This is a genomic window from Actinoplanes sp. CA-015351, assembly GCF_050955685.1.
Lineage (GTDB): Bacteria > Actinomycetota > Actinomycetes > Mycobacteriales > Micromonosporaceae > Actinoplanes.
The window spans coordinates 5,955,278-5,976,390 of the sequence record NZ_CP192102.1; the positions used below are offsets into that span (position 1 = coordinate 5,955,278).

At 69.2% G+C, this 21,113-nt stretch carries 19 protein-coding genes; 6 read left to right on the forward strand and 13 right to left on the reverse strand.

Going from position 1 to position 21,113, the window contains the following annotated elements; translation table 11 throughout:
• Positions 1-2: 2 nt before the first annotated feature.
• From ACQP2E_RS27125 to ACQP2E_RS27135, 3 genes are read left to right on the forward strand one after another with little or no spacing between them, the layout of a single operon-like run.
• Positions 3-1,025 carry a GNAT family N-acetyltransferase gene (locus ACQP2E_RS27125; RefSeq protein WP_433825772.1) on the forward strand — a complete coding sequence of 341 codons (1,023 nt, stop codon included), beginning with the start codon at positions 3-5 and terminating at the stop codon, positions 1,023-1,025.
• A 10-nt stretch (positions 1,026-1,035) separates the two neighbouring features.
• Positions 1,036-2,265: an FAD-dependent monooxygenase gene (locus tag ACQP2E_RS27130; protein WP_433825773.1), complete on the forward strand. Its 1,230-nt coding sequence runs from the start codon at positions 1,036-1,038 to the stop codon at positions 2,263-2,265.
• Positions 2,266-2,292: 27 nt separating this feature from the next.
• On the forward strand, positions 2,293-3,306 hold the full coding sequence (locus ACQP2E_RS27135) for a GNAT family N-acetyltransferase (protein ID WP_433825774.1): 1,014 nt from the start codon (positions 2,293-2,295) through the stop codon (positions 3,304-3,306).
• On the opposite strand, the gene ACQP2E_RS27140 is transcribed toward ACQP2E_RS27135, so the two are convergent.
• Positions 3,263-3,643 carry a MerR family transcriptional regulator gene (locus ACQP2E_RS27140; RefSeq protein ID WP_433825775.1) on the reverse strand — a complete coding sequence of 127 codons (381 nt, stop codon included), beginning with the start codon at positions 3,641-3,643 and terminating at the stop codon, positions 3,263-3,265. The genes ACQP2E_RS27135 and ACQP2E_RS27140 overlap by 44 nt on opposite strands.
• A 61-nt stretch (positions 3,644-3,704) precedes the next feature.
• Between ACQP2E_RS27140 and ACQP2E_RS27145 the strand changes: the two genes are divergently transcribed.
• Entirely contained in the window at positions 3,705-4,727 is a 1,023-nt protein-coding gene (locus ACQP2E_RS27145) for a 12-oxophytodienoate reductase (RefSeq protein WP_433825776.1), read from the forward strand.
• A 765-nt stretch (positions 4,728-5,492) separates the two neighbouring features.
• Positions 5,493-6,284: an intradiol ring-cleavage dioxygenase gene (locus ACQP2E_RS27150; protein ID WP_433825777.1), complete on the forward strand. Its 792-nt coding sequence runs from the start codon at positions 5,493-5,495 to the stop codon at positions 6,282-6,284.
• 97 nt (positions 6,285-6,381) lie between these two features.
• On the opposite strand, the gene fdhA is transcribed toward ACQP2E_RS27150, so the two are convergent.
• The 11 genes from fdhA to ACQP2E_RS27205 all read right to left on the reverse strand — a co-directional run bounded on the left by fdhA (position 6,382) and on the right by ACQP2E_RS27205 (position 18,917).
• Complete coding sequence (fdhA, locus tag ACQP2E_RS27155) at positions 6,382-7,620, reverse strand: formaldehyde dehydrogenase, glutathione-independent (protein ID WP_433825778.1); 1,239 nt, start codon at positions 7,618-7,620, stop codon at positions 6,382-6,384.
• Positions 7,621-7,787: 167 nt separating this feature from the next.
• The gene (locus ACQP2E_RS27160; RefSeq protein ID WP_433825779.1) at positions 7,788-8,192 is read right to left on the reverse strand and encodes a hypothetical protein; all 405 of its coding nucleotides are present in this window, start codon (positions 8,190-8,192) and stop codon (positions 7,788-7,790) included.
• On the reverse strand, positions 8,189-9,535 hold the full coding sequence (locus tag ACQP2E_RS27165; protein WP_433825780.1) for an esterase/lipase family protein: 1,347 nt from the start codon (positions 9,533-9,535) through the stop codon (positions 8,189-8,191). The genes ACQP2E_RS27160 and ACQP2E_RS27165 overlap by 4 nt, the downstream gene beginning before the upstream one ends.
• A gap of 31 nt (positions 9,536-9,566) precedes the next feature.
• Positions 9,567-10,289 (reverse strand): hypothetical protein, encoded by a 723-nt coding sequence (locus ACQP2E_RS27170; protein WP_433825781.1) that lies wholly within the window; start codon positions 10,287-10,289, stop codon positions 9,567-9,569.
• A gap of 142 nt (positions 10,290-10,431) precedes the next feature.
• Positions 10,432-10,899, reverse strand: a complete 468-nt coding sequence (locus ACQP2E_RS27175; protein ID WP_433825782.1) for a hypothetical protein — start codon at positions 10,897-10,899, stop codon at positions 10,432-10,434.
• 1,015 nt (positions 10,900-11,914) lie between these two features.
• Positions 11,915-12,334 carry a hypothetical protein gene (locus ACQP2E_RS27180; protein WP_433825783.1) on the reverse strand — a complete coding sequence of 140 codons (420 nt, stop codon included), beginning with the start codon at positions 12,332-12,334 and terminating at the stop codon, positions 11,915-11,917.
• Positions 12,335-12,471: 137 nt separating this feature from the next.
• On the reverse strand, positions 12,472-13,686 hold the full coding sequence (locus ACQP2E_RS27185) for a hypothetical protein (RefSeq protein ID WP_433825784.1): 1,215 nt from the start codon (positions 13,684-13,686) through the stop codon (positions 12,472-12,474).
• Positions 13,687-13,789: 103 nt separating this feature from the next.
• A complete protein-coding gene (locus ACQP2E_RS27190; protein ID WP_433825785.1) occupies positions 13,790-14,845 on the reverse strand; it encodes a hypothetical protein in 1,056 nt (351 codons plus the stop codon).
• Positions 14,835-15,539: a sugar transferase gene (locus ACQP2E_RS27195; protein WP_433825786.1), complete on the reverse strand. Its 705-nt coding sequence runs from the start codon at positions 15,537-15,539 to the stop codon at positions 14,835-14,837. Before ACQP2E_RS27195 ends, ACQP2E_RS27190 begins: the two co-directional genes overlap by 11 nt.
• Positions 15,540-15,564: 25 nt before the next feature.
• Positions 15,565-16,821: a nucleotide sugar dehydrogenase gene (locus ACQP2E_RS27200; RefSeq protein WP_433825787.1), complete on the reverse strand. Its 1,257-nt coding sequence runs from the start codon at positions 16,819-16,821 to the stop codon at positions 15,565-15,567.
• A 95-nt stretch (positions 16,822-16,916) separates the two neighbouring features.
• Entirely contained in the window at positions 16,917-18,917 is a 2,001-nt protein-coding gene (locus tag ACQP2E_RS27205; protein ID WP_433825788.1) for an SDR family NAD(P)-dependent oxidoreductase, read from the reverse strand.
• 454 nt (positions 18,918-19,371) lie between these two features.
• Between ACQP2E_RS27205 and ACQP2E_RS27210 the strand changes: the two genes are divergently transcribed.
• Positions 19,372-20,616 (forward strand): glycosyltransferase, encoded by a 1,245-nt coding sequence (locus ACQP2E_RS27210; RefSeq protein ID WP_433825789.1) that lies wholly within the window; start codon positions 19,372-19,374, stop codon positions 20,614-20,616.
• Here the strand turns inward: ACQP2E_RS27210 and ACQP2E_RS27215 are convergent.
• Positions 20,540-21,109 carry a VanZ family protein gene (locus ACQP2E_RS27215; protein ID WP_433825790.1) on the reverse strand — a complete coding sequence of 190 codons (570 nt, stop codon included), beginning with the start codon at positions 21,107-21,109 and terminating at the stop codon, positions 20,540-20,542. The two genes, ACQP2E_RS27210 and ACQP2E_RS27215, sit on opposite strands and share 77 nt — an antisense overlap.
• Positions 21,110-21,113: the final 4 nt, after the last annotated feature.

Genomic DNA, 21,113 nt, shown 5'->3' on the forward strand with positions numbered 1-21,113 from the left:
CCATGACGGCATGCCTGCTGGAACCATCGGCTCGCGAGTGGAAGGAGACCCTCCAGCACGTCGGGCACGACATGTACCACGTGCCGGAGTACGTCGTGCTCGACGCCCGGCTCTACGGCGGCGCGCCTGCCGCGTTCTGGTTCGAGCGGGACGGGCGTCGGCTGCTGATCCCGCTGATCGTGCGGTCGATCCCGGGGTCGGAGCTGCGGGACGCGATCTCGCCCTACGGTTATCCGGGTCCGGTCAGTGACGCGGCGCCGGGGGACGCCGGGTTCTGGGAGCAGGCGTGTGCCGCGTTCGTGGAGACGATGCGCGGGGAGGGCATCGTCTCCGCCTTCATCCGGATGCATCCGCTGCTGGGTGCACCGGTGCCGGCGATGCGGCAGGCCGGCGCGGTCGTCCATCACGGCGAGACGGTGTCGATGGATCTGACGGTGAGCCTCGACGAGATGTGGTCGCAGACCCGCAGCGACCATCGCAACCACATCAACCGGGCCAAGCGGGCCGGCACCCAGGTGGTCTTCGACGACTGGGACCGGCTCGGCGAATGGGTCGAGGTCTACCACGACAACATGCGCCGGGTCGGCGCGACCGACTACTACTTCTTCACCCGGGAGCATCTGGCCGCGCTGCACGACGCGGTCGGCGACCGGATGCATCTGGCGGTCGCGCTGGAGGACGGCGAGGTGGTCGGCGGCAACACCTTCTTCGAGTACGACGGCATCGCCACCGGTTACGTCTCGTCGACCCGGCGGGCGCCGAAACGCTACGCCGACGAGATGCTCTACGACGAAGTGCGGCGCTGGTGCAAGAACCGTGGCGACGAGGTGTTCCACCTGGGCGGCGGCAAGGGCGGGGCGAACGACTCGCTGTTCTCGTACAAGGCGGGGTTCTCGCCGAGCCGGCACGCCTTCCACACCTGGCGGGTGATCGCCGACCCGGATCGATATCGCGCGCTGGTGGGTGGGCTACGCCCCGGCGCCGACCCGGACGACCTGACCGCCACCTTCCCCGCCTACCGATAAGGAGCTCGCCATGCGGATCACCTGCGTCGGTGGCGGACCCGCCGGACTGTACTTCTCGGTGCTGGCGAAACTCGCCGACCCGAACCACGAGATCACCGTGCTGGAACGCAACCCGGCCGGCGTGACCTGGGGCTGGGGCGTGGTGTTCTGGGACGACCTGCTCGACGACCTGTTCGCCTACGACAAGGTCAGCGCCGAGCGGATCTGGGAGTCGGCCCGCAAATGGGACGAGTACCAGGTCCGGGCCACCGGCAAACCGGTCACCCACCTGGCCGGGTACGGCTTCAGCCTGGGCCGGCACCGCCTGCTGGAGATCCTCGCCGAGCGTGCTCTCGAACTCGGCGTGACGATCAGTTACCAGGACGAGCTGAGCGACATCGACGCGCTGCCGCCCGCCGACCTGGTGGTGGCATGCGACGGCGCCCGCAGCCGGATCCGGGACTCCGCCGCCGAACATTTCGGCGCCGAGGTGGAGGTCGCGTCGAACAAGTACATCTGGCTCGGTACGCCGCACGTCTTCGACACGTTCACGTTCGGTTTCGAGAAGACTCCGGCCGGGTGGATCTGGTTCCACGCGTACCCGTTCAACTCCTCGACCAGCACGTTCATCGTGGAGTGCCAGCCGTCGACGTGGGCCGGGCTGGGTTTCGACTCCCTTGACGCGCGCGCCGGCACCGCCAAGCTGCAGGAGATCTTCGCGAAGCACCTGGACGGTCAGCAGCTCGTCGACCATCGTGCCGAGGTGGGCGGGACCGGCTGGCTGAACTTCCGCCGGGTCACCGCGCAGCGCTGGGACCACGGCAACGTGGTGCTGATGGGCGACTCGGCGCACACCACGCACTTCGCGATCGGCTCCGGGACGAAGCTGGCGATGCAGGACGCGATGGCCCTGGCGGACGCGGTCGCCTCCCTGTCGTCAGGAGAGAATCTCCCGGTGGCCCTCGAACGGTACGAACACCGCCGCAAGGCGGCGCTCGCGCCGCTGCAGAAAGCCGCGCGGGCCAGCAGCGCCTGGTTCGAGCGGTTCGAACAGTACGCGGACCTGCCCGCGAAACGGTTCTCCTACGCGCTGTCCAACCGGCGCGGGGAGTACGCGACCTGGCGATACCTGCTACACATGTCGACACAGACCCGGCTGTTACGGACCATGCTGCGCTGGACGTTGAGCGCCCGCCGGTGGCGCCGTGCCCGCAGACGGCCGGTGACGCCCGGCCGCCCGATGCTCACCAACACCGCCTGACAGGTGACCACCGCGAAGGGATGACCGATGGCCGAAGGCGCCCTACTGGAACCCGGCGACACGGCGTGGGCGGATGCGCTCGCCCAGGCCCGCCACGACGTGTACCACCTCCCCGACTACGTCGCGCTGGACGCGCAACTGGCCGGCGGCACACCCGCCGCGTTCCGATACGACGAAGCCGACCACGTCATGCTGGTCCCGCTGGTGCTGCGAACCATCCCCGGCACCGGCCTGCGTGACGCCGTCTCCCCGTACGGATACCCAGGCCCGGTCAGCGATGTGTCCCCGGCGAACACCGCGTTCTGGGCGCGCGCCGCACGGGCCATGGCCGAGCTGCTGCGCTGCCACGACGCGATCACCGCCTTCGTCCGGTTGCACCCGCTGCTGCCGGCGCCGACCGTGTCGCTGGAACGGGTCGGCACGGTGGTCCGGCACGGCGAGACGGTCGCCATCGACCTGACGCTCTCCGAGGACCAGCTGTGGAGCGAGACGCACCGCACCCACCGCAACCAGATCAACAAGTCGAAGCGAGCCGGGGTCCGGATCGCGTTCGACGACTGGTCGCTGCTGGACCAGTGGATCTCGACGTATCACGCGACGATGCGGCGGGTCGGCGCGACCGACTTCTACTTCTTCGACCGCGCACACTTCCATCGGCTGCGCGACGCGCTCGGCGACAACCTGCATCTGGCGGTGGCGCTCTGCGGTGACGAGGTGCTCGGCGGCAACCTGTTCTTCTCCCACGGCGGGTTGATGCACACCCATCTGCAGTCCACCCGCGACGGTCAGATCTGGTGGGCGGACAAACTGCTCTATCACGAAGTGCGGCTCTGGGGACGCGAGCGCGGCAACCAGGTCTTCCACATCGGTGGCGGGCTGGGCGGCTCGGACGACTCGCTGTTCCGTTACAAGGCCGCGTTCGGCTCGCTGCGCCAGGACTTCCACACCTGGCGGGTGATCACCGACCCGATCGCGTACGAGAAACTGGCCGGCCCGCTCACACCGGCGTCGTTGACGGGACGGTTTCCGCCGTACCGTTGATCTTGTAATTTTCCACCAGCTCGGCCAGGACGTCCCGGGTGCGGTGCAGGTCGGCGATCTGCCCCTCCACCCGGGCCAGTTCGTCACCCAGCCGGGCGGCGAGCCACGGCGTGCGGATCGACTCGTCCGTCACGCACGGCAGCACGTCCCGGATGGTGGCGCTGGTCAGCCCGGCCGCGAGCAGCGACCGGATCAGCCCGACCCGCTCGACCGCGGCGTGCGGATAACCACGCTGGCCGCCGGGGCTGCGCTCGCTGGCGAGCAGGCCCTGCTCCTCGTAGTAACGCAGCGACCGGGCGCTGGCACCCGTCGCCGCCGCGAGGTCACCGATGCGCATGCTGTCTCCTCGGTCACATTCGGTGGAACTTCACATCCATGTCAAGTTTTAGCGTGAGCGCATGACGACGACAAGCCTGCCGCTGGACCTGCTCACCACCCCGGTCACGCTGGCCGGGCTGACCGTGCCGAACCGGTTCGTGATGGCGCCGATGACCCGGTTCCGCTCCCCCGGCGGCGTGCCCACGGCTGAGGTGGCGGCCTATTACCGCCGCCGCGCCGCCGGCGGTGTCGGCATGCTCGTCACCGAAGGAACCCTGGTCGGGCACCCGAGCGCGAGCCATGAGACCACGGTTCCCCGGATGGTCGCGGGAGCACCTTCTCAGGGCTGGCGGCAGGTGACCGACGCGGTCCACTCGGCCGGTGGCCGGATCGCCGCCCAGCTGTGGCACCTCGGCAGCGAGCGAATGCCTCCGTTTTTCACGCCGTCGAACATGTCCGTGTCCGATATCGACACCATCATCGAAGCGTTCGCCGAGTCCGCCCGGGTGGCGGTCAGCGCCGGCTTCGACGCCGTGGAGATCCACGCGGCACACGGGTACCTGCTCGACGAGTTCCTCTGGCCGGCCACCAACCACCGCACCGACGCGTTCGGCGGCACCCCGGCCCGCCGCGCGGCCTTCCCGGCCGCGGTGGTGGCCGCGGTCCGCGCGCAACTCCCGCCGTCAACCCCGCTGATCGTACGATTCTCGCAGTTCAAAGAGCGCGACTACGCCGCCTCGATCGCGTACTCACCGGCCGAGCTCGCCGCCCTGCTGGAGCCGCTCGTGGCGGCAGGCGCCGACGTGCTGCACGCCTCCCAGCGCCGCTTCTGGGAGCCGGCCTTCGACGGCTCACCGCTCAACCTGGCCGGCTGGGCCCGCCACCTCACCGGCCTGCCGACCATCACCGTCGGCTCGGTGGCCCTGGACCGCGACATCACCCACCAGGACCGCCTGCTGACCGGTCTGGATCAGGGCGAGTTCGACCTGGTAGCCCTCGGCCGCATCCTGCTCGCCAACCCGTCCTGGGTCCGCCACACCCTGACTGGCCGCCCCGGCGAGATCCACCCCTACGAGAAGTCCCACGAGGACACCTACTTCTAACTCGAAAATCGACTTGAACCGGGAGCGGTAGCGGTAGCGGGTTCGTGGTGGCGTGGCGGTTTCTCGGTTGGAAGTGCCGCTCGGAGATCTTGTGCGATTTGGCCGGCGCGATCGACCCCGAGTGCACGAGTTTGCATGACGGCCACCCGTGGGGTGTCGGTTTCGGGTGGTGAGCGTTGTGGTCATGCTCCGCCACCACAGCGGTGGACGTGCCGAATCCAGGAGACTCGCGGGTGCCCACTGGTCTCCAAGATCCGGCCAACGCGGTGTTTCACAGTCTCAGCTGGCGAACGCGGAGATTCACAGCTCCGGCGTGGCGAGCGCGGTGCTTCACGGGTTCGACGTGGTGAATGTGGAGCTTCACGGGTTCGACCTGGTGACGCGATGCTTCGCAGTTCCGACGTGGCGAGCGTGCTGCTTCGCCGATCTTGTGGAGTTCGGCGAACCGTTTGCGCGTAACTCCGCAAGATCGGCCAGGCTTTTTCGATCTTGTGGAGTTGTGCGGACACGTCTGCGGAAAAGTCCACAAGATCCAGACCGAGCAGGGCGGCGCGGGCGGCGGCCGGCGGCGCTGGCGGCGGCCGGCGGCGCTGGCGGCGGCCGGCGAGTGGTGGGCGGCGGCCGGCGAGTGGTGGGCGGTCACTGAGGGCTGGTGGGTGGTGGCGGCTATGACTCAAGCGATATGGCGGGGTGTAGATCAACCACAGGTCATTCATAGGCTTCGATGTTTCGATTCGGTTTCCCCAACGGCAGAAGGGAGAAATCATGCAGGACAACGAGGCCTTCGTGCGGGAGGTGCACGACAAGGGTCTGGCGTACGACCTGCCCGTCATGTCGCGCCGGCGGATGCTTGCCGGTGTTGGTGGCGTGGCGATTCTGGGCGCGCCGCTGCTCAGCGGTGCCGCCTCGGATGCGGCGGTCGCGGCGTGTGCGGCGGAGGTTGATTCGGAGACGGCCGGGCCTTATCCGGCCGACGGCTCCAACGGGCCGAATGTGCGGGTGCAGTCCGGGATCGTGCGCAGTGACATCCGGCCGTCGTTCGGTACGTCGACGACGGTCGCGCCGGGTGTGCCGCTTCAGTTCTCGCTCACCGTGCTGAACTCGGCGTGCACGCCCACCGTGGGCGCGGCCATCTACGCCTGGCACTGTGACCGGGCCGGCCGGTACTCGCTGTACTCCTCCGGCGTGACCACCGAGAACTACCTGCGCGGCATCCAGGTGACGAGCGCATCCGGCACTGTGACGTTCACCAGCATCTATCCTGGCTGCTACGCGGGCCGCTGGCCGCACATCCACTTCGAGGTGTACGCGTCACTCGCCGCCGCCACCAGCGGTTCCGGCCCGATCCGCAAGACGTCGCAGATCGCGCTGCCGCAGAACGTGTCGCAGACGGTCTACACGTCGGCCACCGGATATTCGCAGAGCGTCACCAACCTGTCGCGGATCACCCTGGCCCGCGACATGGTGTTCGGCGATGACCTGGCCGCCACCCAGATGGCCAGTGTCACCGGCTCGGTGTCCGCCGGTTACGTGGCGAACCTGACCATCACGGTCTGACCCCGGGGGTGCCGGTCGTGTCGCCAGCTGCGCGGCACGACCGGCGCTGCTTCCCGCGTACCCAAGAAGCGCGTACCCAAGAAGGGACCGCAAGCGATCAACGGCGGATGAGCCCATGGGGGTCGAGGACGTATTTGCGGGCCGCGCCCTGGTCGAACTCCTGGTAGCCCTGCGGGGCCTCGTCCAGCGAGATGGCCTTGGCGTTGACGTTCTTCGCGATCTGCACGCGGTCGTGCAGGATCGCCATCATCAGGCCGTGGTTGTACTTCATGACCGGGCACTGGCCGGTCACGAAGGAGTGCGATTTCGCCCAGCCCAGGCCGAGGCGCAGCGAGAGTGAGCCGACCTTGGCGTTCTCGTCGACGCCGCCCGGGTCGCCGGTGACATAGAGGCCGGGTACGCCGATCGCGCCGCCCGCGCGGGTGACGTCCATGAGCGAGTTGAGCACGGTGGCCGGTTTCTCCACCTGCGCGTCCCGGCCGTGGCCGCGCGCTTCGAATCCGACCGCGTCGACGGCCGAGTCGACAAGGGGCTGGCCGATCGCCGGGGCGGAGCGGCCGAGGATCTGCTGGACCTGCTCGGCCGGATCGCCGTTGGCCACGTTGATGGTCTCGCAGCCGAAGCTGCGGGCCTGGGCGAGGCGTTCCTCGTTGAGGTCGCCGACGATCACGACGGCGGCGCCGAGCAGGAACGCCGACGTGGCCGCGGCCAGGCCGACCGGTCCGGCACCGGCGATGTAGACAGTGGATCCGGTGGTCACGCCGGCGCTGACGCAGCCGTGGTAGCCGGTCGGGAAGATGTCGCTGAGCATCGCCAGGTCGAGGGCCTTCTCCAGCGCCTGGTCGCGGTCCGGGAATCGCAGCAGGTTCCAGTCGGCGTACGGAACCATCACGTACTCGGCCTGTCCGCCGACCCAGCCGCCCATGTCGACGTACCCATAGGCCGAGCCGGGCCGGTCCGGGTTGACGTTGAGGCAGACGCCGGTTTTGCGTTCCTTGCAGTTGCGGCACCTCCCGCAGCTGATGTTGAACGGCACCGAGACGATGTCGCCGACCCTGATGAACTCGACGTCCGGGCCGACGTCGATCACCTCGCCGGTGATCTCGTGGCCGAGGACGAGGCCCTCCGGCGCGGTGGTACGCCCGCGGACCATGTGCTGGTCGCTGCCGCAGATGTTGCTGGCGACCGTCTTGAGGATCGCGCCGTGGGGTGTCCTGCGCCCGACGTTCATCTTGTTGACGCCGGGGCCGTCCTTGACCTCATAGGTCGGATAGTCGAGATCGGCGATCTCGACCCGGCCGGGACCCTGGTAGACAACCGCTCTGTTGCCTGACATGGTGCGCCTCCAGTTTGTTACGTCGTTGTCACCGCCATGTTTCTCGATGTGTGACCGGAGCAGAACCGTCAGTAGTTGCGGATGACGAATACGTCCGTGGACGGATGTGGTTCGGCCCGGCGAGGCACCCGACGGCCGCGCAGCTGGTGGTATTCGGGGCTGGCGGTCTAAACCGGTCGTTTGCCGTGCTCGCTCTCCAGCTTCTGTTTCGTGGCAGGGTCCTCGAACTGGAGCTGGCGCACGTCGCTGCGCTTGTTGTCGGTGACGTCCCAGACGCTGATGTTCACCCCGTTGAGCGGGGTGAGCGTGCTGGTCCAGAGCAGCCGGACCACCTCGTCGGCGATCGGCTCCGGGTCGGAACCCTCGGTGACCTCGACGTTCGCGGCAGCGGTGGCCGCCGCGTCCAGACTGTTCTGGTACGTGATCTTCGCGTCCACGACCTCCGGGCGCGCGGCGAGGATGTCGGTGAGGCTGTCGGTGGTCGCGTCGTAGCGCTGCTGATCGTTGCCGCAGCCCGCTGCCAGGCCGGCCAGGATTCCTGCCAGCGCGATGATCACTATCAGTCGTCTCATGGCACTCTCGTCAGCTCGTAGACGCGGTTCTCCACCTGATCCCCGCTGAGGTATTTTTCGGCGCTTTCCCGGAATGCCACGATCGACGGGTCGGTGCTGGCGTCCAGATCCCGCGCGGCCGGCAGGTAGGAGACGCTCGTCGAATGCTCCTCGCCGATCGTGCCGTGCTGGTTCGCGAACTCCACCGTCGTCCAGTTCTCCCGGTCCGGGTTCGCGGCCGCGTCCAGGTGCGGAACGATGTCGTGTTTGTTCTCCAGCGAGAGAACCTGCACGTCACCCGGCACCTCGATGCGGCCCACCGGGGAACCGGCGGTCACCACGTGCGTCACGTTGAAGTCGAACGTACCGTTGCCGTGGTCGTGCGCGGCCTGCGCCGCCACCATGCCGCCCTGCGAGTGCCCGATCAGCATGACCGGATCGGTGCTGGACGCGCCCGCCTGCCGCAGCGCCTCGGCGATCGCGTGCTCCCGGGTGCTCACGTCACCGGCGAGAACGTGCAGGTTGGTGCCGAGATCGTTCAGCTCCGGATTGTGCTCCAGAGGGCCGTTCCAGTCCTTCGTGCCGGGGATGTCGACGACGAACGACCGGGTCCCGTCCGCCGCGGTGATCACCCGCACGTCGATCTGGTCCGGTTCGCCTCCGCTCACCTCACCATTGCGGTGGTCCAGGCCGTCGATCAGGTCACCGATCCCGGCCGGAGGTTCTCCGGTACGCGGATTCGCGTCCACACCCACATCGGTGACCGTGTGCCGCCCGTCCGGATAGAGGTTCGCGATCAGGTCGGCCGCACCCGGCACGTCGGTGACGCCGACCCCCGGCAGCCAGCTGATCAATCCCGGTCCGGCGCCGACCACGGCGTCCACAGTCCCCGGATGGTTCGTGAGCAGTTTCTGGATGTCCGGCGGGTTCATCACCAGGGACACCACCGCCTCCGGGTGGGTGACCGCGAACAGCCCGGCCCCGGCGATCGCCACCGGCAACGCCACCGGCGCGGCCAGCCCCGAGGCGAACCGCACCGCGTCGATCATCGCGGCCTGCGCCCGGTCGGTCGCCTCATAGGTCGCCACCGCGGTACGCAGCCCGAGCGCCCGCACCCCGAACACGGCGGCCTGCGCGGTCAGCCCGTCCGGTCCGTCGAGGGCGGCGAGCAGCGCGCCGGTGAACCGGGCCGCCGAGACCGGAGCGAGCGCCGCCGAGGCCAGCAGGTCCGGGTCGGCGGCGACGGCGTGGCACTCACCGCTGATCCGGCCGAGGGCGAAGGCCAGGTCGTCGCTGCTGTCCGCGAGAGTGAACATGTCGTCGTAGTCGGCGTCGACTCCGCCCGCGCCGCCGGTGACCTTCATGTCAGAAGGGGCTTTTTCCGGTAGCGCTTTTTCAGGAGGCACTGCCGGCCTCCAGTACTGCGGTGAGGTGCGGCGCGACCCAGGTCGGGAAGTCGGCGCGGTCCACCGGCTCGAGCTTGACCTGCCGGGTGCCGTCGTCGTCCGGTATCGGCCGCAGTCCCGTCCACCGGGTGCCGGTGAGCAGCCAGGCCACCTGCCCCGCGAGCACCCCGCCGTCCGGAGCACGGCCGGTGATCAGCGCGGACAGGCTGCCCCGGGTCTGCGTTCGGGCACGGTCAGCGAGTTCGTCACCGCGCTGCGGCATCCAGGGATGCCATTCGAGATCGGCCAGGTCGACGGTCCCGGTCAGCGGCTCGCTCCTGCCAGGATTCAGGGCAAACTGTACGGAGTTCTCGCCGATGTCGGCCGGCTCGGGTACGGCCCGGAGCAGCTCACGCCCGAGGTCGATGGCGCTGAAGAGGGACAGCTCGACGGCCTCCCCGGCGAGCGGGAAGAGGCTCGCGCCAAAATTGCCGGAAACGCTGAACAGTCCACGCAGGACCCGCCCGCGCACCGCGGTCTCGATGCGGACCGCGGCGACGGGCTTCGCGAGGACGGCAAGATTGACGGCAAGTGCCTGTTCTTCCTCGGGAGTCCACTCCCGCTCTTTCAGAGCGGCGTCCTCCGGAACCAGCCCCGGCGGCAGCGTCACACCGGCCCGCTCCACAAGAGCCGCCATCTCCCCGTGACTGAGCACCAGCCGCCGCGCGGTCACAACGCACTCCTCGCCTTCATAATTCGCCCACCTGCCGCATAACCCTGCCTGTTTGTCATCCGCCCGGTGGTCACAGCGCCCTGCCGATTTGTCATCCGCCCGGTGGTCACAGCACGGTGCCTGTTTGTCATCCGCCCGGTGGTCACAGCGCGCCCTGCCCATTCATCTGGCGGCCGATTTCGAGCCAGCGGACGTCGCCGGGCCCGGGAAGGTCGTCGGACCAGTCCACCACCCGGCGCAGCGCTCCTCCGGCGGCGTCGGCGACCTTGTCGGCAGCCGAGTCGATCGTGTCCATCAAGGATCGGCGCTGGTCGGACACCCAGTCGGTGACCTGCTTCTCGATCCGGGCGATGGCGGCGAGGGTCTCGCGTACCTCATCAGCGTGCGCGGCGAGCAGCGCCGCCGCGTGCTCGATCTCCCCGGCCCGGCGCTCGGTCTCCGCACGGTCCCGGGACAGCTGCTCACGATAAGCCGCAGCAGCGTCGGAAACCCACCGGGCCGTGCGGCCGCGTGCTTCATGCTCGGCCGCGTCGTTCCGGATGCGGGCGGCCTTGGCCCGCAGCTCGGCAGCAAGCCGATCCAACTCGTCCGGGTCGCCGTAGAAAGCCATAGCCCCCGCCTTCCAGTCTCTTCCCTGGGGTCTACGCCGTCCACAGTGCGTCCGTTCAGTCCCGCCCAGTACCCGACATGCCAACGCCAAAGACATCCTAGGAACCTAGCCCAAAGGGTGCAGCCCTTCGCGCGCAAGAACAGCCACCGCAGCGAACGAGCACAAGTCCACAAGATCGACGGCCGCCACAGCACCTGCCGATCTTGTGGACTTCCCCGCAGACGTCTCAGCACAAATCCCCAAGATCGAACAGGCTTAGCCGATCTTGCTGAGTTACACGCAAACGGTTCACCGAACTCCACAAGATCGGCGAAACACCACGTACGCCACGCCGAAACCGTCAAGCACCGCGCTCCCCACGCCGAGACCGTCAAGCACCGCGCTCCCCACGCCGAAACCGCGAAGCACCACGTCGGCCGAACCTGGGAAACCTGCGGGGCATAGAACACCTGCATAGAACACTCACGAGTCTCCAAAATTCGGCACTGTCCACCCGCTGTCGTGGCGGAACGGCACCACAAAGCACCTAAACCAGCCGAAGCCGACATGCCGCGCACGGCCGCCCCGCAAACTCGCGCACTTGTGGTCAATCAACCGGCCAACCCGCACAAGATCTGAGCGGCACCTCGCATCGAGAAACCGCCACGCTGCCAAGCCGCCCCGAACCCGCTGCCGCTCCACACATGGCGAACCCGAGGCCGGCTCAACTCCACAAAGCCGAACGGGCCTGGCCGATCTTGTGGAGTTCACCGCAAACGGGTCAGCTCAACTCAACAAGATCGGCGAACAGCGAGCGCAAACGGTCAGCGACAAACGGTCAGCGACAAACGGCAAACGGCAAACGGTGAACAACGAGCCACAAGCGGTGGGCGGCAAGCGGCGAGCAGCAAACGGTGAGCGGCAAACGGTGAACAACGAGCCACAAGCGGTGGGCGGCAAGCGGTGAGCAGCGAACGGCAAGCGGCAGGCGGCGAGCACGCGGCGGTTGACGAGCAGCGGTTAACGAGCCGCCCTCTCAGATGGTGGTGCCGCCGGTTGTCGGGGCCGGTGCGCTGACCGCCAACACCACCCGTTGCCGCACCGGCTCCTCCGGGATCGGGGCTGCGCCGGCTCCCGCCTGCGGGCGAGGGCGTCGCGGCAAGGCGCGCCCCGAACTGCCGCCCCGGCCCGGATAGATCAGCAGGCCGTTGATCGGGTCGGGGACTGCGTCGAGGGCTGCGCGGACCGCCGGGAGGTCGCGGAAGGACGTCCACCGGTCATCGCTACGGAAGCTGACCTCGAAGATCAGGCCCCAGGACTGGCGATGCCACGTCCACTCGTAAGCCCCGTGGCTGATGGCTGCCTCGACCAGGACGTTGGCATAGGAGTCCTGCCAGCGCGCCGCGGAGTGGTGCGCGCCGTCCAGAACTTCGATTGTCCACCAGTGGAGTTCCATGGTGACCCGATGCTAACGCCGACCACCAAGCACAGTCATCGATCCACGAAAACTCGGCACAAAAGCAAACCCGGCACATAGCAAACTCGGCACGAACCAAAACCCGGCACACCTCGAAACGAAGGCACAACGCGCGATCAGGCGGCCGACGAACGCCCCGACGGCAGCGCGTGCCGCCTGCGCACCGCCCGGTGCGCCGCCCGCCGGATCGCCGGGCGGGCGCCGTCGGCGTCGTCACGCGGCTGCGAATCCGGTAGCTGCGGACCGGCCCAGGCCGGCAACGAGCCCGGCACGTTGAGCGAGCGGTCCGGCGGAACCCACAATGGCTGCGGGGTGGTCGGTGATCCCCACCAGAGCACCGTGCCGTAACCACGGACCAACGGTGGCTGCAACGCCGGCCAGTGCGCTTCGGGTGGGATCGCGAGGCGCCAGGCCTCGGCGGGGAGCAGGGCCAGAGCGGACTGCGGTGGCGACGCGAGGGACGTGCCGGCCGGGACCGAGGAGCCGGCCGGGGCGGCGACCTGTGCGGTCGCGGCGGGTGTGGAGGCGAGCACCACGGCGGCGCCGACGGTGATGATGCCGGCGAGCAGTGCGGCCGGTTCCCAGCCGGGGCGTACCGTGTCGCCGAGCAGGGTCAGCGCGATCACCGAGGGGCCGACGACCTCACCGGTCCAGTGCACGGCGGTGACCCGGCCGACGTCGCCTTTCTGCAGCGCGTTCGCGTACAGGATCATGCCGTTGATCGGGAAGATCAAGAGTGCCCAGACCAGGGGTTCGGTGGCGATGGCGACGACCGCCGTGCCGAAGGTGTCCATCGAACCGGGCGGGAGGGTCAGTGCCCGGCCGGTGAGGGCGGCGCCGCCGAGGGACAGGCCGCCGACCCCGGCGATCAGGCCGGGGATGCCGATGCGGGTCGCGGCCCAGCCGAGGAGCACGATGCCGGCGGCGGCACAGCAGAACGAGATCCGCACCGTCCAGGTCGGAACCATCTCGTGCTGCGAGCCCGCCGACATGGCCAGCGTGGTCAGGGCGGCGCCGGTGCAGATGATCGCGAGCACGTCGACCTGGCGCAGTCTGGACTGCAGGAACATCCAGGCCAGCACGGCGGTGACGGCGAGCGAGCCGGCCAGCACCGACTCGACCACGTAGACCGCGAGGTGCTGCAGGGCGAACATCGCCGCGATCCAGGCGGAGATGTCGAGGGCGATGCCGACCAGGTAGAGCGGGTGTCCGAGAGTGCTCACCGTGTTGTGGCTGCGCTGCGCGCCGACGGCCTGCAGGATCGATCCCACCGCGTAACTCAGAGCGCCGTAAAGTGCCAGTCCGAGCGACATCCAGTGCGCGGTGGTCATGTGGTCACCGCCCTTGATCACGCTGCGTTGATCGACATATCACGCAATGATGATATGCCGATCCGCCGATCTCGCGCGACCCTCGCCGTCCGGCGAAAAAGCCCTAGGCTGCCAGCGCAGGCGCGAAGAAGCGCACCACCTCCGCCATTCGCGACAAATCCCCTGGTCCGCACCGGTGATCGGCCGGCAGCGTGAGCATCCGGTCGGCCAGCTCAGCGGCCTCGTGGTCACCGCTCCAGAGCCGGTTGCGGTCCTGCCGCCAGTGCACCGGCGCGTAGATCCGATTGCCTGCCAGATGCGCCTGCAGCGCATCCCGCGCCTCCATCGAGGCGCACTCCAGCTGCAGGCGGAACGGGCCGTCTCCCACGATCTTCAATCCCTGGGTACGCGTAAACAACAGCCCCGCAAGCTCCCGGGCATTACGCGCACTCGCCTCCCGTAGACCCGCCACGTCGAGCAGTGGCAGCGCCGCCCGGGTGAAAGCGCAGGCCGGCCCGGAGCTGCCCCGCAGATCGTGCTCGCCCTGCTGCTGCAACGCCCGGAAATGCTCCTTGTCGATCGGCCGCCCCTCCAGCCAGGCCGCCTTGATCAGCATGGCCGCGAGCTTGAGGTGCGAGCCACTGCTCTCCGGCCCGCTCGGCCGCGGCAGCGAGAGTCCCTGCGGCGACCAGAGCAGACCACCGTCGGGCAGCGGCAGCGTCTTGCGCAGCGAGGCGATCGCGTACGCCGCTTCGCTGTTCTGTGCCCAGTCGCTGAACGGGTCGTGCGAGTGGTCCTCGATCACCGGGATACCGGGGTGTGCCCGGATCCACGCGCCCCACGACCCGCCGTTCTCCCGGCCGAACAGGTTCTGGGCGAGCACCACGTCACCATCGGCGACCCGCAGCGTCTCCCAGCGCGGTCCCCGGCCGTCCGGCAGATGCCGGTACCAGGTGATCGGGATCCGTTCGGAGAGCGCCTCGGCGACACCCATGCAGAAGTACGACGGCACGTGCAGCCGCCCGGCCGGTGCGAGCAGGCGCAGCAGTTCGCTGAGCGCGCCGCATCCGGTGGCGAAGAGCGAGCGCTGCGCCGGCAGCCACCCGGGCGGGCCGCCCTGCTCGGCGCTGAGCAGGACGGCCGGGTCCCAGTGGAATTCCGATCCGATCTCAAGCGACACGGGATACGTCCTGAACTGCCGGCTTCTGATCCATCACGATCTTCGAGTCGAGGGTGGCAGCAGGTGTCTGCTGCCGGGCGATGTTGAGGGTGTCGACGTGCACCGGCGGCTCGCCGCGCTGGAGCGTCACCGCGGTCTCCCAGAGGATCTTGAGGTCGAGGGCCGGCGACCAGTTGTCGACGTACCAGCGGTCCAGGATGAACCGCTGCGGCCAGTCGATGTCGTCGCGGCCGTTGACCTGGGCCCAGCCGGTGATGCCGGGTTTCACCTCGAGGCGGCGGGCGTCCTCCGCGGAGTAGTTCGCCACCTGCGGCAGCACGTCGGGGCGCGGGCCGACCAGGTTCATCTGGCCGAGCATCACGTTGATCAGCTGGGGCAGCTCGTCGAGGCTGGTCCGGCGCAGGAAGCTGCCGCACCGGGTGATCCGGGGGTCGTTCTCGACCAGTCCGAACGGGTCGTCGATGCCGAGCTGGGCGCTGAGCGCGACCGAGTTGTGCACCATCGATCGGAACTTGAGCATCCGGAACGGGGTGCCGTTCACACCGGCCCGGTCCTGGACGAACAGGACTCCCCGGCCGTCGGCGATCCGGATCCACGCCGCGATCGTGAGGATCACCGGGGTGAGCAGGAGCAGCATGACGGCGGCGACCAGGCGTTGCAGGCCGTTCCAGAAAAGGCGTACGACGGGGTCCACGATTACCTCCGCAGAGATTTCAGGTTCACAGCGACTCGACGTTGGGTCCGGTGAGGCGATGGCGGGTGTCCAGCACATAGGCGGCGTGCTGGACGACGAGGTCCAGGTCGAAGTCGTCGTGGTCGGCGAGCAGGATCACCGCGTCGGCGGCGGCGATCTGCTCGGGCGTCAGCGCGACCCGGGCGACCCGGCTGTCGACGTGGGCGTCCTCGACGACGTGCGGGTCGGCGGCGCGTACCTCGGCGCCCATGCCCAGCAGCAGCGCGGCGACCCGCCGAGCGGGCGACTCGCGCGCGTCGCCGCTGTTCTTCTTGTACGCGAGACCGAGCAGCAGAACCGTCGAACCGTTCACCGCTTTGCGCCGGGTGTTCAGGGCGGCGACCAGCCGGCGGGCGACGTAGTCCGGCATGTGGTTGTTGATGTCGTTGGCCAGCTCGACGAACCGGAAACTCTGCCCGAGGGTCCGCTGCACCCGCCAGGACAGGTACGACGGGTCGATCGGCAGGCAGTGCCCGCCGACGCCGGGGCCGGGCACGAAGCGCATGTATCCGAACGGCTTCGAGCTGGCCGCGTCGATCGCCTCCCAGACGTCGATGCCGAGCTCGTTGGCGTACACCGCGAGTTCGTTGACCAGCGCGATGTTGACGTGCCGGAAGGTGTTCTCGAGCAGCTTGGCGAGCTCGGCGACCTTGGTGTCGCCGACCGGGACGCATCTGTCGACGACCGAGTCGTAGAAGGCCCGCACGTGTTCCAGCGAGGCCGGGTTGATGCCGGAGACGACCTTCGGCGTGGTGGTGAGGTTCCACTCGCGGTTGCCCGGGTCGATGCGCTCGGGGCTGTAACCCAGGTGGAAGTCGACGCCGGCGATCAGGCCGGAGCCCTCCTCCAGCAGCGGCGCGACCAGTTCGGTGGTGGTGCCCGGGTAGGTGGTCGACTCCAGGGCGACGGTCGCGCCGGGACGCAGGTACCGCGCCAGGGTGCGGGCGGACTCCTCGATGAAGCGCAGGTCGGGAGTGCCCTCGCGGAGCGGCGTCGGCACCGCGATCACGGCGACGTCGAACCCGGCGCAGGAGCGCGGGTCGGACGACGGAGTGAATCGGCCGGTGGCGAGGATGTCGCGCAGATCGTCGGAGGAGACGTCGTCGACGTAGGACTCACCGGCGGCGAGTCGTTTGATCCGGTCGTCGTCGACGTCGAAGCCGACGACTGTGTGGCCGACCTGGGCGGCGCGGACCGCGAGCGGCAGTCCGACGTACCCCTGGCCGGCGATGACGACCCGCATGGGTGTTATCTCCTTCGTCTGCGATGTCTTCTTCCGGGCCGCCTGCTTCAGTGGCGGGCGGACCGCCCGCGAACGGGCGGTCTTGGGACGCTTGATCACGGGTGCCGGGCCTGCGGTACCGATGCGGTCTCCGGTTGCCTCTGCTTGCTGCGCGGCGCAGGGCGGTGCCATCCGCCCGCCGACGCGGTGGTCGCTGCCGGAGAGGTCTGGAGTACGGCCGGAAGCGCGGGACTCTCGGAGAGCCAGTGCAGGACGGCGATCAGGTCCGCCCGGGGCGCCGCCGGGTCGAGCAGGGACAGCACCGCGCCGTCGAGCGGGGGCACCGGGGCCTGCGAGATGAGCGGGTGGTTGGGCCGGTGGTCGGGCTCGTTCGGCCCGAGCAGGACCTCGGCGATCTTCTCGCCCGGGCGCAGTCCGGTGTAGACGATCTGGATGTGCTGGTCGGCGGCGTCGGCGATGCGCTTGGCGACGTCCGCGATGCGGACCGGCTCGCCCATGTCGAGGACCATCACCTCGGCGTCGCTGTCCAGGGCGCCGGCCTGGATCACCAGGCGGACCGCTTCCTGCACGGTCATGAAGTACCTGTTCACGTCGGGGTGGGTGACGGTGATCGGGCCACCCGCCTCGACCTGGGCGGCGAACGCGGTGAGCACCGATCCGCGGCTGCCGAGCACGTTGCCGAACCGGACGCTGCAGTAGGTGCCGGCCGTCGATGCGTCGGCCGCGGCGGTGAGCCGTTCGGTGATCCGCTTGGAGTACCCGAGGACGCTGCACGGGTCGGCGGCCTTGTCGGTGGAGATGTTGACCAGCCGGTCGACCTTGTGCCGCAGCGCGGTCTGCAGGATCTGGTACGTGCCGATGATGTTGGTCTTGAGCGCCTCGGAGGGGTGCATCTCCAGCAGCGGCAGGTGCTTGAGGGCGGCGGCGTGGAAGACCACGTGCGGCTTGTGCTCGGCGAAGACCTCGTCGAGGCGCTGCTGGTCGCGGATGTCGGCGACGACCAGGTTGCGGTCGTCGAGCATGCCGCGGCCGTCGATGGAGAGCTGCACGGCGTGCAGGCCGGACTCGTCGCGGTCCAGCATCACCAGCTTGGCCGGGTTGAACCGGGCCAGCTGGCGGCACAGCTCGGAGCCGATCGAGCCGCCGGCGCCGGTGACCAGCACCCGCCGGCCCTCCAGATAGCCGGCGACGGCGGCCAGGTCGATGCCGATCTCGCGGCGCCCGAGCAGGTCCTCGTGGCTGACCGGCCGGATGTCCTCGACCCGGACGGTACGGCCGAACAGCTCGACGACCGGCGGCACCACCTTGAGGTCGACGTTGAGTGGCTGGGCCAGGTCGGTGAGCGCGCGGATCAGGTCGGCGCCGGCGCTGGGGATGGCGATGACCACGGCCTCGGCGTCGAAGCGGCGGACCACCTCGGCCATCGCGCCGCGGTTGCCGGCCACCGGCACACCCATGATCCGGAAGGTGCGTTTGGCGGGGTCGTCGTCGAGCAGGGCGACCGGCACGTACGGGCTGCGGGGGCTGCGCAGCATGGCCCGGATGACCTGGGTGGCGCCCTCGCCGGCGCCCATCACGACGACCCGGATGCCGTGCTCGGGTGAGGGCCGCAGCCGGCTGTCGCGCAGCAGCCGCGTCGTGTATCGCACCCCGGCCGCGAGGACCAGGGCGAACAGGCCGGCCGCGATGATGGCCGAGCGGGGTACGAGCCGGCCGAGCAGGGTGTCGAGCAGGAACAGCGCGGGTGTCACCACCGCGGCGGTACGCACCAGCGCGGCGATCTCCTCGAAGCATCCGTACGCCCAGCGTCCGGTGTAGAGGCCGAAGTGGATGCCGGCCAGGGTGTGCACGATCGCGGCGACGCCGGAGAGCAGGATGACGCCGCGGAAGTCGGTCTCACCGACGTGACCGTCGTGCCGCAGCAGCGTGGCGATCAGCAGCGCTGCCGCCAGGGCCAGCGCATCGGTGCCGGCGCGGGCGGCCCGGCCGGGTAACACGGAAGCGAACCAGGGCGCCGGATCCAGTCTCCGGCCGCGCCACTCACCGGCTGAGACGCCGGCCTCGCCATCGCCGGTCGCTGATCGCCGTACCTGCATGGAATCCCCCTCGTACGATGCCGGCGTCACCGGCCGCGGACCATCAGCTCGACAAGACCCGTTTTTTCCGCGCGACAATAAATGCGAGCGGCGGAATGCATTTCCGGACGCCGGAAATGCCTCACGATCCACTCGCCCCGGATGACCCTTTCAGCCTTTCGCAAAATTAGAGTTGCAGTCAGGAAGGGCCGATTACAGTAGCAATTGTCATGGCCTACGTGAGGATCACTCACGTTCCCCGTTTCAGCGAGAACGCGCCCTTGATCGGCGTTTCGATCGGAGCCGTTCGGGGCATCGGATCGGCCATTCGGACGATGATGTCATGCTGACAGTGAGAAGCTCTCGCTTTATGCATGACATCTGCGACTTACGCGGAGACCACTTCTTCGGGCAGCGTCTTTTGGCGCGGGTGTCGCAAGCGTTCTGTCGTCAATGCGACCGGGGGTCACGAAAGATGAGGGTGCTCCACGTCATCAGCACGCCGGGGCCGGGCGGAGCCGGTCACCAGCTGCGGTTGCTGGTGCGCAGGCTGCCTCACGACAACGAGGTCGTCATGCTGGCGCCGGCTTCACGCGTACCCGGGAAGCTCGAAGATCTGCCAGGCACGGAGCCGGCGGCGGATGGCATCGCCGACGCGCTGCGTGCGGAGGGCGCGAGGGTGCATCGGCTGACCGCGACGTGCGATCGGGATCCCGGTGCGATCGCGCGGCTGCGGCGGCTGATGCTCGACGGGCGGTACGACGTGGTGCACACCCACCTGTACCGGGCGTCGGTGCAGGGGCGGATCGCGGCGCGGCTGGCCGGGGTGCCGCACGTGGTGACCACCGAGCATCACCTCGGCGCCGAGGTTCTCGAAGGGCGGCGGGTCTCCCCCGCGGTACGCGCGCTCTACCTGGCCGGGGAGCGGCTCGGGCAGATCACCATCGCGGCGTCACCGGCGATCGCCGGGCGGCTGCGCGAGTGGGGCGTGCCGGACGAGCGGATCGCGATGATCCCCAAGGCGATCGACCCGGCGGAGTTCCGGTTCGACCGGCGGCTGCGGGCGGCCACCCGGGCCCGGCTCGGTGTGGAGCCCGGTGTCCCGCTGGTCGGCGGGGTCGGCCGGCTCGAACCGGACAAGCGGTTCGACCTGCTGATCCGGGCGATCGCCGAGGTGCCGGAGGCGTGTCTGCTGCTCGTCGGCGACGGACCGGCGCGGGCCTCGCTGGAGCGGCTCGCGGTGATCGAGGGGGTCGCCGACCGGGTGTTGTTCGCCGGGGCGGTGCCGCACACCCGGGAGATGCTCTGCGCCATGGACGTGTTCGCCTCGCCGGACTCGCAGACGTTCGGTCTCGCCATCCTGGAGGCGGTCGCGGCGGGGCTGCCGGCGGTCTACGCGGCCTGTCCGCCGCTGGAGGAGCGGATCGCCGCGCGGGCGGCGGTGCGTGGCACCCATCGGCTGTCGTCACGCGATCGGGAGTCGCTCCCGCGGGCGTTGCGTACCGAGCTGTTGTGCCTGGCCGAGCGCGGGGGCGCGCGGTTGCCGGGGCGTGCGGTGAGTTCCCGGTACGACGCGGATCACCTGGCCGCGGCGGTCGGGCGGCTTTACGAACGGATCGCGGACCGGCCTCGCCGGCGGCAGATCATCGCACCGTTGCTGGCGTACCGGGGGCGGTCCGGACGCTTTCCACTGCCCGGCGGAAATGTGCGAAACGCATGAGCCGCTGGAACAGCAGGTAACCCAGGTATGCCCCGAGCGTGTTCGACATCAGGTCGTTCACATCGGCCCACCTGCTGCCGTGCAGGGTCAGCAGCAGGAATCCCTGTGTCACCTCGATGGCGGCGCTGAGCGCGAACCCGGTCAGCACCACCCGGCGCTGGTCGCGGACACCGAAGACGGTGTGCAGGATCGCGGCCAGCGGCAGCGTCATCACCGTGTTGAGCACGAAGTCCATCGGGCGCATCTCCAGGACGGGCACCAGGATGAACCGGTAGAGCTGGGCGTCGCCGGCGCCGGGACCCCAGGCCAGGTGCATCGGCAGCATGGTCGCGCCGAGCACCGCGCAGGTGTAGAAGACGGCGAACCAGGTGGCGGCGAGTCTGGGAATGGTCAGGGTGCCGCTGCGGCGCAGCAGCACCCACGACACGACCATCAGTGTGGCGCCCAGGGGCAGCAGCACGGGCAGGGCCGGGATGTCGAGATGGGTTGCCATCGGT